Annotated in this window: 11 protein-coding genes; all 11 read left to right on the forward strand. The window is 30.8% G+C overall.

Annotated elements, in window-relative coordinates; genetic code table 11:
• Positions 1-89 precede the first annotated feature (89 nt).
• The 11 genes from lysA to CLOPA_RS05660 all read left to right on the forward strand — a co-directional run bounded on the left by lysA (position 90) and on the right by CLOPA_RS05660 (position 18,542).
• Positions 90-1,391 (forward strand): diaminopimelate decarboxylase, encoded by a 1,302-nt coding sequence (lysA, locus tag CLOPA_RS05620; protein ID WP_015614497.1) that lies wholly within the window; start codon positions 90-92, stop codon positions 1,389-1,391.
• Between the two features lie 326 nt (positions 1,392-1,717).
• Positions 1,718-3,082: a hypothetical protein gene (locus CLOPA_RS05625; RefSeq protein WP_015614498.1), complete on the forward strand. Its 1,365-nt coding sequence runs from the start codon at positions 1,718-1,720 to the stop codon at positions 3,080-3,082.
• A gap of 46 nt (positions 3,083-3,128) precedes the next feature.
• Positions 3,129-3,902 carry an SDR family NAD(P)-dependent oxidoreductase gene (locus CLOPA_RS05630; RefSeq protein ID WP_015614499.1) on the forward strand — a complete coding sequence of 258 codons (774 nt, stop codon included), beginning with the start codon at positions 3,129-3,131 and terminating at the stop codon, positions 3,900-3,902.
• A 390-nt stretch (positions 3,903-4,292) separates the two neighbouring features.
• Positions 4,293-4,907, forward strand: a complete 615-nt coding sequence (locus tag CLOPA_RS05635; protein WP_015614500.1) for a DeoR/GlpR family DNA-binding transcription regulator — start codon at positions 4,293-4,295, stop codon at positions 4,905-4,907.
• A gap of 33 nt (positions 4,908-4,940) precedes the next feature.
• On the forward strand, positions 4,941-5,696 hold the full coding sequence (locus CLOPA_RS05640) for a DeoR/GlpR family DNA-binding transcription regulator (RefSeq protein WP_015614501.1): 756 nt from the start codon (positions 4,941-4,943) through the stop codon (positions 5,694-5,696).
• Positions 5,697-5,728: 32 nt separating this feature from the next.
• Entirely contained in the window at positions 5,729-6,541 is an 813-nt protein-coding gene (locus tag CLOPA_RS05645; protein WP_015614502.1) for a Cof-type HAD-IIB family hydrolase, read from the forward strand.
• Positions 6,542-7,013: 472 nt separating this feature from the next.
• The gene (locus tag CLOPA_RS05650; RefSeq protein WP_015614503.1) at positions 7,014-8,150 is read left to right on the forward strand and encodes a hypothetical protein; all 1,137 of its coding nucleotides are present in this window, start codon (positions 7,014-7,016) and stop codon (positions 8,148-8,150) included.
• Positions 8,151-8,547: 397 nt separating this feature from the next.
• Positions 8,548-8,598: a hypothetical protein gene (locus tag CLOPA_RS25905; protein ID WP_242834307.1), complete on the forward strand. Its 51-nt coding sequence runs from the start codon at positions 8,548-8,550 to the stop codon at positions 8,596-8,598.
• Positions 8,599-8,659: 61 nt separating this feature from the next.
• A complete protein-coding gene (locus tag CLOPA_RS26425) occupies positions 8,660-8,788 on the forward strand; it encodes a hypothetical protein (RefSeq protein WP_278246035.1) in 129 nt (42 codons plus the stop codon).
• Positions 8,748-9,695 carry an MFS transporter gene (locus tag CLOPA_RS05655; protein ID WP_242834274.1) on the forward strand — a complete coding sequence of 316 codons (948 nt, stop codon included), beginning with the start codon at positions 8,748-8,750 and terminating at the stop codon, positions 9,693-9,695. The genes CLOPA_RS26425 and CLOPA_RS05655 overlap by 41 nt, the downstream gene beginning before the upstream one ends.
• 192 nt (positions 9,696-9,887) lie before the next feature.
• Positions 9,888-18,542, forward strand: a complete 8,655-nt coding sequence (locus CLOPA_RS05660) for a GH36-type glycosyl hydrolase domain-containing protein (RefSeq protein ID WP_015614505.1) — start codon at positions 9,888-9,890, stop codon at positions 18,540-18,542.
• Positions 18,543-18,582: the final 40 nt, after the last annotated feature.

Genomic DNA, 18,582 nt, shown 5'->3' on the forward strand with positions numbered 1-18,582 from the left:
TTTAGAGTAGTTAATTTAGTATAATTATAATGTATTCTTACGATAGTTGCTTATTTAGATAGATATTAAAAAATTTTAGAGGTGATTTGATGAAGCTGTTTGGTACTATGGAAATTAAGGAAAATGAATTATACATAGGGGGAATAAGTTCCAATGAACTTTGTAAGGAGTTCGGGACTCCTCTTTATGTAATAGATGAAGAACTTGTTAGAAAGAATTGTAGAGACTACTATGAAAACTTTGATGTGGATAAAGGTAAGAATAAAGTTGCTTACGCAGGAAAAGCATTTTTGCCTACTGCAATGTGTCAGGTAATAAATGAAGAGAGCTTATATCTTGATGTGGTATCTGGTGGAGAACTCTATACTGCACATAAAGCAGATTTTCTTATGAAGAGAGTACTATTTCATGGAAATAACAAAACTATTGATGAGATTAAAATGGGGATAAGTTTCAATGTAGGAAGATTTGTTGTGGATAATTTTTACGAGATGGAAAAGATAAATGAAATAGCAGGAAAGAATAATAAAGTTCAAAAGATACTGTTAAGAATCACTCCAGGAATAGAAGCACATACCCATGAATATATAAAAACAGGGCAGGTAGACTCAAAATTTGGATTTACTCTGATAAATAATGAAGCAATAAATGCAGTTAAAAAGGCAATATCACTTCCAAATATAAAGCTAAAGGGACTTCATTGTCACATAGGTTCTCAGATTTTTGAGATAAAGCCTTACGAAGAGGAAGTTGATATAATGCTTGATTTAATAAAAACTATAAAAGACGAGTTGAATTATGAAATTGAAGAATTAGATCTTGGTGGCGGCTTTGGAATATATTATAAAGAGGGAGATAAGCCTAGAGAAGCTAAAGAGTTTTGCAGTGCCATATTAAAAAGAGCAGAAGACAAGGTAAAAGAACTGCAAATAAATTTACCAGCTCTAATGATAGAACCTGGCAGATCTATAATAGGAAATGCAGGAACTACACTTTATACAGTGGGTTCTATTAAAAATATCCCTGATATAAGAAAGTATGTTTCTGTAGATGGGGGTATGACTGATAATATAAGACCATCACTTTACCAGGCAGAATATGAATGTGCTATTGCCAATAAAATTAATAATGAAACTAGTGAAGAGGTAACAATTGCAGGAAAATGCTGTGAATCAGGAGATATACTTTTAACAGATACAAATATTGCACAGGCAGAAAGTGGAGATATACTTATTGTTTCAAACACTGGGGCCTATGGCTATTCTATGGCAAATAATTATAATAAAATACCCAGACCAGCAGTTGTATTAGTAAAAGATGGCCATGCAAGAATTATCTGCAGAAGAGAATCTTATGGAGATGTTCTGAGAAATGAGCTTCCATTATTATAAGTAGGGTAGAGATAACATTTAAAACATTACTTAATTGAAAATGAACTTGGAATTTAGTACGTAAAGTATATTAAGTGTACCTTTTATTGCGCAGGGGAAGCTAAACATAGAAGCACTTTAATTGTTTTAGCAGAAGGATAAGCTCGGGAAGCCGTCTATATGATAGCTTCTCGAATTTTTTATTTTTTTGTAATATAAAGTTATTTATAAATAAATGTAAAATATTTTTAATATAATCACAATTTAAAGAAGTAGTTGTACCATTTTATAGTATAATTAACTGGTAATAAAGAGTAATATAAATTATATATACATATTTTAAGGAGGTGGCACATATTAACAAGGATTTACTTTTTTTTATAATATTCGTTATACTGGTTGTTCTTATAGTAGAAGCAACTTTATTTTTACACAAATATTTTAGTGGATTTATTAGTCTTATTGTTAATCTTATCAAAAATAGATGGTTAAATAAGTTATTAAGTAAAAAAGATTATAAACAAATTTCAAAAAAATATCATAACTTGGCCGATAAGGAGAAAAGAAAATTTGAAAGAGATAATTTGCTGGGAATAGCTGCTTTGTATGAACATGATTCTAAGACAGCTATTGATTTATTTAAAATTTCTCTTAAAGAGGCGCCTAGAGGTCATGTACGTACAATAGAAGATAATTTGGCAACAGCATATCTCCAGGATGGCTTACATATAGCTGCTTTGAATTTGTTTGAGGTGCACTATGAAAATGGTGGAGTAGGAGTAATTGGTTATATTTTAGCTTTATTGATGAATGATAGAGAAGGGGAAGCTAACACTTTCTATGAATATAATAGAAATATGTTAGATAATCAGGAAAAACATTTTATGGAACTTATATTAAGTTTTTCACTTTCAAAAACTGAAATAATAGAAGAACTTGAAAAAATAATAAAAGCTGATGAACTTTGGATCTATCAGCCAGTGCTTAAAGGGATTGCCCTTAAATGGAAATTATCAGTATTTTATAATTCTACAGAAAGACATAATATTCTTTTAACACAGGGGAAAAAACTTTTATCAGAGTTTCAAAAACAACCTGAATTATTTAATAATGAAAATGTTAAATACATGCGGTTACTTATTTCTAAGGTTATTCCAAGAATAAATACTTATGATGATGTTGCAGGATTGTGGGGAATAATTGATGGTATAGATGAATTAGCACTTAAATTGCCTCTGGATAATGAATTATGTGAGGAATGTTACTTGTTTTGGAATAGAATTTATTTTCTGTTTTCAAAGACTTCTAATATAGAAACCTATGATTTTGAGAAAGAGCAAAAGTTTATAAAAGAGCAAATTCCCTTAAATGCCAGATCAACAATAGATTGTACACACATATGTGATTTGTTTTTAAGTGAAAGTTTACATTTTGCAATTAGACTAGTGGAAATTTATAAATATGGTTTTACCTATTATTATTTAGATATAGTATCCGAGGAATTTGCAAAGGAAATTTTAACCTATGTTAAGCCCATTTCTGAAATTATTAAAGAAGTACCTTCTACAGAAGAATTTCTAGAACCACTTTTATATGATCTAGTTTGCAGCATTGATTCTGTTAAAGCTTCTGACGTAATAGATGTACTTAATAGAATTTCTCCAGAATATCGTGAAAAATTACAGCCTTTAAAAGAAAGAGTATTACTATAGAAAATGTAATTATCAATTTAAGTCAGATAGTAGAGGAGTTAAATTGATGAATGATATGGATACAGTGCTAATAACCGGAGCCTCCAGTGGAATAGGCCGTGAACTGGCCAAAGTATTTGCTTTACATAAATATAATATAATTTTAGTTTCAAGGAGTACTGAAAAACTCAGAAAATTAGCTGATGAATTAATTGATGAATATAAAATAAAGGTTGAAATAATTGGACAGGATTTATCAAAAGTGGGTGCTGCAAAGAAATTATTTGATAATGTTACTGATAGAAATTTGCAGGTGGACGTGCTTATAAACAATGCTGGTGTAGGGGCTGTAGGACTATTTCATGAGATTGAAATTGAAAAGGATATGGAAATGCTGAAGCTTAATATAATTACTTTAACTGAGATCACAAAGCTCTTTTCAAGAAAAATGATAGAGAGAAAAAAAGGTAAAATTTTGAATGTAGCCTCTACAGGTTCTTTTGCTCCAGGTCCATTTATTGCAATTTACTATGCTACAAAAGCCTATGTACTATCATTCTCAGAGGCACTTTACAAGGAATTAAAACCTTACAATGTAACGGTTACTGTCTTGTGCCCTGGAGCCACCAGAACAAATTTTGCAAAGGCAGCTGGAAGAGAGAATTCATCAATAGCTATGGAACCGGATAAAGTAGCCAAGATAGCTTATGAGGGACTAAAAAATAATAAAAGAGTAGTGATTCCAGGGGTAGCTAATAAAATACTCACAAGACTTCCAAGAAATTTTGTAAGTGATATGGTTTTTAGATATCAAAAGAAATTATCAGTTAAGAAAAAGTAAGTATAAATAAATTTATCCGATGACTACCATCCGTAATACCCCAAACTTCTATCAAAGTGGGAGATAACGGCTGATACGTCCCTGGATAACGATTTCTAAGTTTCAGTTGGAGAAAAAAACTCCACCTGAAACAAAGAACTCTGTTTATATTATTTTAATAGCAGAATAGTTAAAAAGCTGCCTCACAATACATATATGTATTGTGAGGCAGCTCCTTTTTTATACTTATATAGTGTATTTACTAGGCATTGTTATCTTCCTAAATTGAAAGTTCACAGATGTAAGATAACTTTCCACAAAAATTATTTTATATAATGGTAAAAAAAATAATACTTAAAAGTGTTGATTAAATACTTATAAATGCTTATAATAAAAGCAGGGGGTGATTATATGCATCAAGATAATGAAAGTAAATATTGCAAACAATGTAATCATTCTTATGAAGAAAGACTTAGTATACGCTCAGAAGAGAAAAAGAAAATTGTTGAAAAGGCTTTAATGTTTATTAGAGAAGGCAAAAGCTATTTTTTTGATGTTTCTACAAGTATTCAATTTCTGGCCCAATCTATAGATAAAAAAATTACTGTATATACTCATTCAATAGATAATTTGTATATTCTTTCAGAGAAAAAAGATGTTGAAGTGCATTCTGTTGGAAATACTCTTAATAAAAATAATAGATTTTTTTATAGTGAAGACAACAAAAATTATTTTGAAGGAATAAATTTTGATGTTGCTTTTTTAGGGGCTACGGCTATAACAAAAGATGGAATATATTATGATGATAAAGAAGATGCTGATATTAAAAGAGAAGCAGCTAAAAAAGCTAAAAGAGTTATTTTACTTGCAGAGCATGAAAAATACAAAAATGTTTCTTGCTATAAAGGCTTAGACTTAAATGAAATAGATATTATCATTGTGGATCCAATGAGTTGCAATTCTTTTGTAGATATTATAGTATCGCAAAATATTAATATTGATCCACACAGCTTAATTATTATGTAGATAGTGTTATAAATTAAAGGATAAGGTGATTGAATGTACCAGGAAGAAAGACTTTTAAAAATACTTGAATATTTAAAGGGACACAATAACATGTCCATTCATAATATTTGTGAAATGTTCAGTGTGTCAAGGGATACTGCAAGACGTGATATTATAAAGCTTATAGAGCAGGGAACGGCAATTCGTACTCATGGTGGAATCAGCCTGCCAACTCTAAGAAACACAATTGAAGCCTACAGGGAAAGACTTAAATATTATTCTGAGGAGAAAAAGGCTATTTCTAAGAAAGCTATGGAATTTATCAATGAAAAAGAGCATTATTTCTTTGATGTGTCCACAACTGTTAGCTTTCTAGCAGAATATCTAAATAAAAGTGTCACTGTATTCACTCATTCTTTAGATAATATTGAAATACTTTCAGAGAAAAAAGAGATTGTGGTACATTCCATAGGAGGTAAACTCCACGACAAAAATAGATTCTTTTATAAACCGGGATGTACGGATTATCTTAATGGAATAAGGTTCGATGCAGCTTTTATAGGAGCAGCAGCAATAAATGAAGACGGGATATACTATGATGACGAAGAAGATACTTTTGTTAAACAAGCTGCGGTAAAGAAGTCTGATAAAGTAATTATTCTTACTGACTGTAAAAAATTTAAGCTTTCCAGTTATTATAAAGGAGTAAATTGGGAGCAGGTAGATGTGATTATTACGGATCAAAGACCACCTGAGGTGTTTATGAATATTATTGAGGCACAGGATATTCAGTTGATTATTTGTAAGTAATTAATAATTGTATTTAATGGGAGATGGGTTAAATGAGTAAAATTAAAATGATATGTTTAGATATTGATGGTACTTTACTAAATTCTAAGCATGAAATTTCAGAAAGAACAAAAGAAGTAATTAAAATAGCTTCTAACGAAAGAGAAATACCAGTTATATTAGTTTCTGCAAGGATGCCAAAGGGAATATTGTTTTTGCAGGAGGAACTGGAAATAGAGCAGCCGATTATCTGCTATAGTGGTGCCTTGATTTTGGATAAAAGTAGTAATATTCTATCAAAAAATATTATACCAGCTCATAATTTAGAGAGATTATATAAGCTTGTTTGCAATGAAAAGGTTCACATGAGCTTGTATAAAGATGATGAATGGTATATAGAAAAAATGGATTACTGGGCTAAACAGGAAAGTGATATAACGAATATTACTCCAATAATTGCTAGTTTTAATGAGCTTATTAAGCTTTGGAAAGAGTATGAAACAGGGCCTAACAAGATTTTATGTATGGCGGAGTCTGATGAAATAAATTTGCTAAAGGGAAAAGTTAAGGACTATGATTTGAATATATATCCTTCTAAACCAACCTACCTTGAGATTATGCCTAAGGAAGCTTCAAAAACCTCAGCAATTAGTGTATTGAAAGAAAAGTTTGGCATAGATAGAGATGAAATACTCGCCATGGGTGATAACTATAACGATATGGATATGATAGAATATGCAGGTCTTGGCATTGCCATGGGTAATGCTCCTGACAAAGTTAAAAGATGCGCAAATAAAATAGCTTTAACTAATGATGAGGATGGGGTAGCAGAGGCTATTAGGGAGTTTGTTTTAGCTGATGATTAGTGGCTATTGGCAGTAGAACCATTTGCAAGGTTAAAAATAATATCAGTTTAAATTAATAGGAGATGGGACTTATTACATCAGATAAAATTTAAATAATAAAAAGAGGATTTAGTAGTAAAATTACATGCTAAATTCTTTTTTATATAATATAGTTTGAAATTAATATAATAGTTAAATTATTACTTTAATTCAAATGTAATATATTACATTTAATAATAACTCTCTAAATTAAGTAAACTTAAATAATATTTTTAATTATGTTATACGTTTGTTAAAAATATATTAATAAATATCGAAATATCACATAAATAACTTTAAATATGATACAAGATATTGTTTTATTCTACATAAATTCCATGATATAATTTAAAATATCAAAAAACAGACTCTACAGCAGAAACTTGGAGTTTTTCTTACTACAAACTCCCTCCAAGTAAGATTCATTGATAATATAAGGTATGGTGAATAAAAAATGAGAAAAGAAAACATAAGAAAAAGGAAAAGAATCAGGCTAATTATAGTAACATGTATAGTATTCTTTATTATTATGACGTCATCAGTTTATGCATATAGTTTAAATAGTTATAATAATTTAATGAATAATGGAACACAGTTTTTAAAAGAGGACAAGTTTGATAGTTCAATTGTTTCTTATAAAAAAGCACAATCAACATTTTTGGGGAAAAAACATAGCAAAGAGATTAATGACAACATCAATTTAGCTAATAAAGTTAAGAATTCAAAGCAGAGTTATGATCAAGGAATGCAGCTATACAAAGATAAAAAATATATTGAAGCAATGGATTCCTTTAAAAAAGTAGCTAAAGAGGATAGTAAGAGATACATAGATTCAAATAATAAAATTAATGAATTAAAAAAATTACATATAGCTGAGAATATTGAAAATGCAAAAAATGAAGCTAATAATAAAAAATACGATTCAGCAATAAATTTTCTAAATGTAGTATTAAACTTCGATAGTAATAATAACGAGGCAAATCAGCTAAAGAATGAATATGATTCGCTAATAAAAAAGCAAAAAGAAGATGAAGAAAATAAGGCTAGACAATTACAAGAAGCTGAACAATTAAAAAAAGAAACTGCTGAGAAAAATACTAATTCAACTACAAACAGTAATAGTAATACCCAGAAGAATGCTAATATAACTGCAAATAGTAATAATAATACTCAGAAGAACATTAATTCAACTACAAATAGTAATAGTAAAACTCAACAAAGTTCTAATTCCACAACAAATTATACTGAGACTGTAGGTGTTAGTAATGGATGGTTTAGTATTAAAAAAAATGATGGAATAATAGCTCCTAATGGATTTGGTATGAGACGAATATGGTATGTTGATACTTTTAGTGAAATTTATTTTGATTTTGCGCAAGGTTCAGCGGGTGAAGCTTTAAATTATGATATAACTTTTCATTTACAAGGTAGAGATGTAAATTATAAGGATACTGCTTCAAATAATCTTAAATCTATACCTGTAAGCTTAAGTGATTTGCCTAAAGGATATAATGTCAGGATTGATGTATCAGTTGTGTACAAAGGTAAGACATACAATGATACTTTTTATAAAGTTTTAAACAATGGCTAGCAGATTTATATATAAAGCTCTGTATTTAGTGAAAATGTCTAAATACAGAGCTTTTTTGAAATTACTTCACTATCAAGTCTTTATTATATTATACAACAAGTACTTGTGTAATATAATATTTATTGTTTTAACTTTAGCAAGTTTAGGTAAGCCCTCACTACAGGGATAGTTTTTATATCTTTAAGTTTATGTTAAACTTATAAAAAATAAAAGGTTTTTTATAGACCATAAAGTAGACCATAAAGAATATTGCTTATTAATAATATAATAGGGGGTACTTCTATGGTTATTAATTTCGCTCACCGAGGTGCTAGAGGATATTTCCCAGAAAATACTATGATAGCTTTTAAAAAAAGTTATATAAATGAACTGTACAGGAATTGAAACTGACGTACAGATGACCAAAGATGGAGTTTTGGTACTCTACTCATTCATGACGAATATGTAAATAAAGAAACAAAGAGAACAGGTCTAGTAGAATACAGACTTAAATATTTAGGGGGTCTAAAATGAAAAAACTCAATTACAAAAAAACCTTTCTACTTGGATTCGGATTTTTTGCTGTGAGCATAACCTGGTCAGTATATAATGCTTGGAATGCCGCTTGCAGCTATTTTTGTAACGCTGATTCCAAATAATACAAACCTCAAAACTATGATTATTTTCCTTGTACTTATGAATTTATCCATGAGCATATTCCGTTCACCAGTAGTAGCATTAATGCCTGACATAACCTATGAGGAAAACAGAAGTAAAGCAAATAGTATCATTAATTTTATGGGAGGTATAGGTTCCCTCATTGCATATTTTGTTGGTTCATTATTATGGGATAAAAATCCTGCCTATCCATTTTATCTTGCTGCTGTACTTATACTTATTTCATTTATAATTACCTTTAACTTTATTAAGGAAAAAAGAGATGTTATTCAATATGAGAATTCTGAAGACAAGGTAGACCTAATAAAAGGCTTAAGGCAAGGTCTGAAAAGTCAAAATACACGGTATTTGTTATTTGGCATATGTTCATGGTTTATAGGCTTTAATGGTATAGAAACATTTTTTACACGTTATGGTGAAATATATTTAGGTGTAAAAGTAAGCACTGCAGCTATGTCTTTTACTTTTGTATCCTTAAGCTTCTTGGTCTTCGCCATACCAGCAGGAATTATCGGAACCAAACTTGGTAAGCAGAGGACAATACAAATTGGTATTATTGGTATAATAGTAGGTTTTTTAATAGTAGCTTTTCTTCACTCTATAACTCCTATAAGAATTACATTTTTAATATTTGGATTTTTTTGGGCTTTAATTAATATAAATTCCTATCCATATGTAGCAGAAATGGCTCCTGCAGGGTATATAGGTACTTATACAGGACTCTACTATCTATTTTCTTCAGTAGCAAACATAATTTCCCCTCCATTTCTCGGAGCTATTATGGATCTTATTGGCTATAAATATATGTTCTTCTATGGAGCATGCTTTTTCATTCTTGCTCTGTTCTTTATGAATAAAGTTAAGGTTAAACCTTCAGAGAACCTTTGATTTTATAAGTTATCGGATAAAATAATTTAAAATATTAAAAAGTCAACAGTATGCCAAATATCTGTTGACTTTTTAATATCGATTCTAATTTTCTGATTAAATGTTTCAAATATGGGAATAATAAATTAAGCATCCAAAAATAAATAATAATTCAAAGATGCTTTGTATTTTTTTAGGAAAGGACGGTTATTTATGCCTTACATATATATACAGATAAGTGCTGTAATTTTAATTTTATCAATATTTATAGTTGTTACCTTTGAGATAAGACATAGGAATGATTCTTTTGAAGAGTTTCCTCCTATAAATTTGGAGGGAGAGGGACTAAAAAGACATGCTGCCTATATATCTGATTATCACAAAAGGATTAAAACTACAAATAGTAAAAGAAAAATAATGAAAAGTATTGATAAGAATTACAGAGATATACTTGCAGGATATGAATATATAGATAGAGATACAAGGTATAAGAGAGATGTGATTCCAGCAGCAGAGTGGTTAATGGATAATTTATATTTAATAGAAAAAGAATATAAGGATATAAAACATAATTTGCCAGAGTATTGTTATAAAAATTTACCTGCTGTAAATAAGGGGATATTTAAGGGGTATCCTAGGGTATATCATATTGCTATGGAAATGGTATCTCATACATATGGAAAAATCGATGAAAAGACTATAATGTCCTTTATTGAAACCTATCAGAAACAAACTGTACTTACAAATAGTGAACTATGGGCTTTGCCAAATATGCTTAGAATTGCTCTACTGCAAAATATAGGCAGTGTTACAAATAAAATAGTAACAGCTCAGAAAGAAAAAAATAGAGCTGATAGATTAGGAGATGGATTAATAAATGCTGTAAATAATGGAAAAATAGATGAAGAATTGAAAAATATAATAGCTGAAAAACCTAAGTTTACAGCACATTTTGCAGGAAGACTTTTAAAGGATTTAAGAGATAATGGAATAGATAATGAAAATATATACAATTGGATAGAAAATAATTTAGCTGCTATAGAAAGTAGCAGTGAAAAAATTATGATAACTGAACATCAAAAGGAAATTGGATTTCAGCTTTCTATGGGAAATTGCATTAATTCCATAAGGGAAGTAGAAGCTTTGAACTGGACAGAAGGTTTTGAAAAATTAAGCTATACGGATGAAATATTAAGGCAGGATCCCAGTGGAATTTATGGAAAAATGGATTTTAACTCCAGAGATTATTATAGGCATAATGTAGAGAGAATGGCTAAGCATATGGGTATTTCTGAATCCTATTTAGCTAGACTGTGTATAGAATGTTCTCTAAATGCTAGTGAAAAATCTAAAAATGAATATGAAAAACATGTAGGATATTACATTATAGATAAAGGAGTAAATTATCTTAAGAGAAAAATAAGCTATAGAGCCAGGGGAATAGATATATTTACATATGCTTTTAAAAAGCATAAAGCAGCATGGTATATATTTTTAAATATTGCTGGCACTATAGGGCTTTTGATATTTATTATAGCAAGAAGTTTAGCAGATGATGCTAATTTTATTTTATGGAGATATATAATTTCAGGTATAGCTATAATAATACCTTGTAGTGAGATTGTTAATTCAATTTTAAATTGGAGTATAAACCATCTTGCTACACCAAAATTTATACCTAAAATGGAACTTTCAGAGGGAATATCAAGTGATTGTAAAACTATTGTTGTCATACCGGCTATATTAAGTGATGAAAAAACTGTTCATGAAATTATTAGTAAACTTGAAGTATATTATCTTGCAAATGAAGAAAATAATTTATATTTTGCTGTACTAGGAGATTTTAAAGATAGCCAAAACGAAAGTGAGGCAGAGGACAATAAAATTAATGAAACAGCATTAAATGATATAAAATTGCTTAATGAAAAATATAAAAGAAAAAATGAGGATATCTTTTATTTCCTTAATAGAGCTAGAACCTATAATAAAAAACAAAATAGCTGGCTTGGATGGGAAAGAAAGCGTGGAAAGCTAATGGAATTTAATCAGCTTCTTCGTGGAGGCAGTGACACCAGCTATAATGTTATAAGTGGATCAATAGTAAAGCTGCAGGATGTAAAATATGTTATAACACTGGATTCGGATACTCAGCTTCCAAGGGATACAGCTAAAAAATTAGTGGGGGCAATGAGCCATGTATTGAATAAAGCTATTGTAGACACTAAGAAGAAAAAGGTTACAAGGGGTTATGGCATTATGCAGCCGAGAATAAGCATAGATACAGTAAGTGCCAATAAGACCTTCTACTCAAAAATATTTTCTGGAGAAACAGGTATAGATACCTATAGTACTGCCATCTCTGATGCTTATCAGGATTTATTTGGAGAAGGTATATATACCGGTAAGGGAATTTATGATATAGATGTTTTTCAAAATGCAATTGATGGACAGATAAAAGAGAATTCAGTATTAAGCCATGATTTGCTAGAGGGAGCCTATGCTAGATGCGCGCTGGTAACAGATGTGGAATTTATTGATGCATATCCATCTTATTATAATTCTGGAACTAAAAGATTACACAGATGGGTAAGAGGAGATTGGCAGCTCATACCATATATGTTTAAACCTTCTTCGTTAAATGTTATTTCAAAATGGAAGATGTTAGATAATTTAAGACGAAGTACTTTATCTCTTTCTATTATAATCTTATTGATACTTTCCCTTACAATTGTTCCAGATGGTATAGATAAATGGCTCAGTTTAGCATTTATAGCTCTTATTTCCCCATGGCTTTTTGATGTTTCGGAGATTGTAGCTTCACCAATGAGGGGAATAAGTATATCTGGAAAGATGAATAGCAATAAAAATGTCATTGAACAGGTATTTTTAATATTTACTTTTTTAACTTTTAATGCATGTTTAATGCTGGATGCTATTTTTAGAACTCTATATAGAATAACTATAAGCAGAAAAAAATTATTGGAATGGCAGACTGCTGCTGATACAGAGGCAAATAGTAATAAAAAATTTACAGGATATCTATTATATATGTGGACGGGAAGTGCTGTAGCAGCAATAATAGCAGCTTTGGGTTTTAAGGCACAGCAGCCTGTAGGATACATTATACTTCCATCCTGCATTCTTTGGTTTATAAGTCCTATTATAGCTTACTTTATCAGTAAGGATAGAAAAAAAGTTGATATTAAGTTATCTGATGAAGATAGAAATCTACTTAGAAGGATAAGTAGAAAAACTTTTGCATATTTTGAAGATTTCATAAATGATGAAGAAAACTGGCTGGCACCAGACAATTATCAGGAAGATCCTGCAAAAGGAGTAGCTCATAGGACTTCACCGACGAATATGGGAATGGGTATTACATCTAACTTAGCTGCCTATGATTTAGGATATTTAACATTGCCTGAACTTGTAGATAGACTAGATAAAATACTTACCAGTATGGAATCCTTGGAAAAATATAAAGGACATTTTTATAATTGGTATGATACAAAGACAAAGCAACCATTAAATCCTAGATATATTTCAACAGTAGACAGCGGAAATTTAGTAGGATATTTATGGCTGGCATCCAGAGCTTTACAGGAATATATAAGTGAGCCCTTAATAACTATTAGATATGCAAAGGGAATTTGTGATATTTTAAGACTTTCCAATGAGGAGATAGAAAATGCTTTTTCAGTAAAAAATAACTATAATTCTATGATAAGCGAAATAGAGGCTTATAATATGGATGCTGCTACATGGAAAAGAACTTTAACCACTTTATCTGGTGAATGTGACAAGTTTGAAAAAAATAATAAAAATATAATACTTTATTGGAATTCAAAAGCAAGGCATCAGATAAAAATGGGCTTAGATGAGATAGATAGAATTTTTCCTTGGGCAGAGTTGGTTTCAAAAAGAGATGAAATGATAAATAATAAGGGAAATGCCATAAAAAATTTATCAAATAATGTGGCTCTTAAAGATATACCAAAGGAAATTGATAAAATAATAAGTACCTTTACTGTAAGTGACGATGCTTTTTCTTTTGGAAAGGATATAACTTGGATAGATAAAATTATTAATATGTTTAATGAAAGCAAGACTCAAATTGAAAAGCTTATTAATAAAGTGGAAGATATAAGAATGAGATTGGATACTATGGCAGAGGAAACTGATTTTAAAATAGTTTTTGATTCCAAAAGACAATTATTTTCCATAGGCTATGATATGGAAGCAAATAAAATATCAAACTGTTACTATGATTTATTGGCTTCAGAATCAAGACAGGCAAGTTTTGTAGCTATTGCAAAGGGAGATGTAGAGCAAAGTCATTGGTTTAAACTTGGAAGAGCTATGAGTTTTATGGGGAAAGGCAAAGGCCTTGTATCTTGGAGTGGAACTATGTTTGAATATTTCATGCCTATGCTTATAATGAAGAACTATGAAGATACGCTTTTAAATGAAACCTACAAAAGCGTAGTAGAAGGCCAGAAAAAATATATTAAAGATAGAAAGATATCCTGCTGGGGAATATCTGAATCAGCTTTTTATAAATTTGATATAGCTTCTAATTATCAGTATAAAGCTTTTGGTGTTCCAGGTATAGGACTGAAAAGAGGGCTGGTGGATGAATTGGTAATATCTCCATACTCAACAGTACTTGCCATGCAGCAGGATGTTAATAATTCACTTAGTAATATAAAGAGAATTATGTCAGAAGGTCTTGAGGGAAAGTATGGTTTTTATGAAGCTGTAGATTACACAGAAAACAGATTACCTAAAAATATAAAAAAGGCTATTATAAAATGTTTTATGGTGCATCATCAGGGAATGAGTCTAATGGCCTTGGATAATATACTAAATAGGTTTGTTTTACAAAACATATTCCATAATATCCCAAAAATAAAGGCGACAGAATTATTACTCCAGGAAAGAGTTCCTAAGAGAGTGGTTTATGATAGAGATAAGGTATTTGAAGCAGTAAATAATGAGAAAAATGATAGAAGTAATTTTATTGTGAGAATTTACAACAATGCCAAAACTGAAATGCCTGAAACTCACATATTATCAAATGGAGTTTATTCTATGATGATCTCTAATAGTGGAAGTGGATATAGTAAAAAACAGGATATGATGCTTTATAGATGGAAGGAAGACGTAACCACTGAGGATAAGGGATTATTTTTCTATATAAGAGATATTACAGATAATAGGCTTTGGAGTGCTGCCTATGAGCCAAGCAAAACAGAAGGTGATTCCTATGAAGCTATTTTTGCTCTGGATAAAGTAGAATTCAAAAGAAAAGATGGGGATGTAGAAACACATACTGAAATAGCTGTTTCCAGTGAAGATAATACAGAGGTAAGAAAGTTTACATTAAAAAATAATGGAAATGTTGAAAAACTCATTGAATTAACTAGTTATTCAGAAATAACATTAGCTCCTTTAAATGCAGATGAGGTTCATCCTGCCTTCAGTAATTTATTTATTAGGACAGAATTTGTAGAAAGTCCTATGTGTATTTTGGCCAACAGAAGACCTAGAGCTAAGAAGCAAGATAAACCATGGCTTATGCAGACTATGTTCATAGATGGAGAAAATGATGATGATATTCAATATGAAACAAGTAGGGTGAATTTTATAGGAAGAGGTAGAGATGTTACCAGTCCGTTATGCTTTGATGAGGGTAATGATAAATTAAAGAATACAGTTGGAAATGTGCTGGATCCTATAATAAGTATTAGAAGAAGTATAAAGATAAAACCTGGCACTTCCTGCAGTATTGTTTTTGTAAATTCTATTACTGACTCAAGAGAAGATGCATTGAATATGGCAATAAAGTATCATCAAGTTCAGAATATAAAAAGAGCCTTTGAACTTTCCTGGAGTCAGAGTCAGGTTGAACTGAATTATCTTGGTATTAAGCCAAATCAAGCAAATTTATATCAGCTTATGGCTTCAAAACTTTTATTTATTAATACCATGGTAAGAGAAAGAGAGTATTACATTAAAGGTGTGTCTAAATCTCAAAGTGCTTTGTGGGCTTATGGTATATCAGGAGATTTACCTATAGCTTTATTGATTGTTAGAAATGAGTCAGATATAGGGCTTGTAAAACAGATGCTTAATGCTCATGAATACTGGTCTATGAAAGGCTTAAAGGTGGATCTTGTAATAATAAATATGAATGGAAATTCTTATTTGCAGGAATTACAAAATTCCTTAGGAGATGTAATTGCATCAAGTCGTTCTCGTGATAAACAAAATAAACCAGCAGGAGTTTTCCTCCACAGCAATGCAACTATGGGTGAAGAAGATATTAAACTTTTAATGGGAATAAGCAGACTTGTTATAGATTCTGATAAAGGGCTTTTAGTAAGTCAGGTAAAAAGCAGCATAAAGCTTAAGGAAGATGCAGCAGATATTCAACCTAAGAATATAAATTATAGAGTATCTGAATTTCAATATCCAGAGAGAGAACTTGCCTATAATAATGGTTTTGGAGGTTTTGACACAGAAGCTAATGAGTATGTTATAACCTTAGAGGATTATAAAAATACCCCTGCTCCTTGGATAAACGTTATATCAAATAAAAATTTTGGTTTCCACATTTCCGAAGCGGGCAGTGCCTATACCTGGTTTAGGAATAGTCGAGAGAATAAGATAACACCTTGGTCCAATGACTACGTTACTGATGAATTAGGTGAAGCAATTTATATAAGAGATGAGGATACAGGAAAGCTGTGGAGTATTTCTCCCAAACCTATAAGAGATAAGGGAAAGTATATTATAGAGCATGGTTATGGATATTCTAATTTTAAGCATACAGCTAATGGCATAGCTGGAGAAATGACAATGTTTGCCTCTATGGAGGAAAGTGTCAAATTTATTGAGGTTAAGCTTAAAAATATATCTGATATTAAAAGAAATCTATCTGTAAGTTACTATAGTCAGATTGTGATGGGTGTTGTCCCTAGTCATACTGGTATTCATATAGTAACTAATATAGACAAAGAAAAAAATTTCATGTTTTCTAAAAATCCTTATAGCCAAAATTTTGGGAACTCTTATGCCTATTTAAAAATTTTAGGTGGAAACGAAGAAAGCTTTACAGGAAACAGAAAAGAGTTTATTGGCAGAGGTGGAAGCTTAACTTCACCACAGGCACTTAAAAAGATTACTCTCTCTAATAACATTGGAGCTGGGTTGGATCCTTGTATGGCTGAAAATTGTAAAATAAGTTTAGAGGCAGAAGAAGAGAATAGCCTTTGGATTATATTTGGAGAAGATGAAAGTCTAGAGAAGATAGGAGAGGTAATTGATAGATATTCTAATTATCATAATGTAATTAAGGAATTATATCTTACAAAAACCTATTGGGAAAATATGCTTGGTAAAATCAAGGTTAAAACTCCTGATGAAACTATGGATATAATGTTAAATGGATGGCTCATGTATCAGGCAATAAGCTGTAGATTATGGTCTAGAACTGCATTTTATCAGTCTGGAGGAGCTTATGGTTTTAGGGATCAGCTTCAGGATGTAATGCCTTTAAGCTTTTTAAAACCTAAAATGACTAGAAAACAGATTATTATAAGTGCATCAAGGCAATTTCTTGAAGGAGATGTACAGCATTGGTGGCATCCTGTAGTAGATAGTGGTATAAGAACAAGATTTTCAGATGATTTGTTATGGCTTCCTTATGTAACAAGCGATTATATAAAGAATACTGGAGATTACAGTATTTTAGAAGAATCAGTAGAATATCTTGAAGATGAGCCTTTAAAGGAGGGTGAGGATGAAAGATATAGTATATCCAAGAAGTCCGATAAAACAGGAAGCATATATGAACATTGCATAAAAGCTTTAGAAAAGGGACTTAAATTTGGTATTCACAATATACCACTAATGGGTAGTGGTGATTGGAATGATGGAATGAGTACTGTTGGAAACCAGGGAAAAGGCGAAAGTGTTTGGCTTGGATGGTTTGTGTATAGCATTCTAAGAGATTTTAAAGATATATGCAAAATTAAAGGAGACGAATATAGGAGTCAAAGATATTCAGAGTTAAGTGATTTTGTAAAAGAGAATCTTGAAAAGAATGCTTGGGATGGAAAATGGTACAGAAGAGCATATTTTGATGATGGAACACCGCTAGGGTCAGTTAAAAATGATGAATGTAGAATTGATTCACTTTCTCAATCCTGGGCAGTTATCTCAAAGGCAGCAAGCCCTGAAAGAGCAGAAGCTGCTATGGATTCACTGGAAAAATATTTGGTTAAAGAAAATGAAAGAATGGTTTTATTATTAACGCCTCCTTTTGATAATTCTAAATTGGAACCAGGATATATAAAGGGTTATGTACCAGGAGTAAGAGAAAATGGAGGACAGTATACTCATGCAGCAACTTGGGTAATACTTGCCATGGCGAAGCTGGGGAAGACAGATAAAGCTTGGAAACTGTTTAATATGATAAATCCTATAAATCATTCTAAAACTAAAGAGGAAAGTGAAATATATAAAGTAGAGCCTTATGTTATGGCTGCAGATGTATATGCTGGTGAACATGTGGGAAGAGGCGGATGGACCTGGTATACAGGTACTGCTGGTTGGATGTATAGAGTTGGCATAGAAGGGATTCTAGGTTTGTCACTTGTAGGTGAAAGAGGCTTTAGAATAAATCCCTGTGTTCCAAAGGAATGGAATGAATATGAGATAAATTATAGACATGAAAATTGTATGTATAATATAATAATTAAAAGATCAGAAAATAAATCTGTAACAATTGATGGAAAGCATGTACAGGATGGAATAATTCCATTTATGGCAGAGGGAGCACATGTTGTAGAAATAAAATTTTAAGATTATAAAAAGACTGATACTAAAATGTTTCCAGTATCAG

The organism is Clostridium pasteurianum BC1, assembly GCF_000389635.1.
GTDB classification, from domain to species: Bacteria; Bacillota; Clostridia; order Clostridiales; family Clostridiaceae; genus Clostridium_I; species Clostridium_I pasteurianum_A.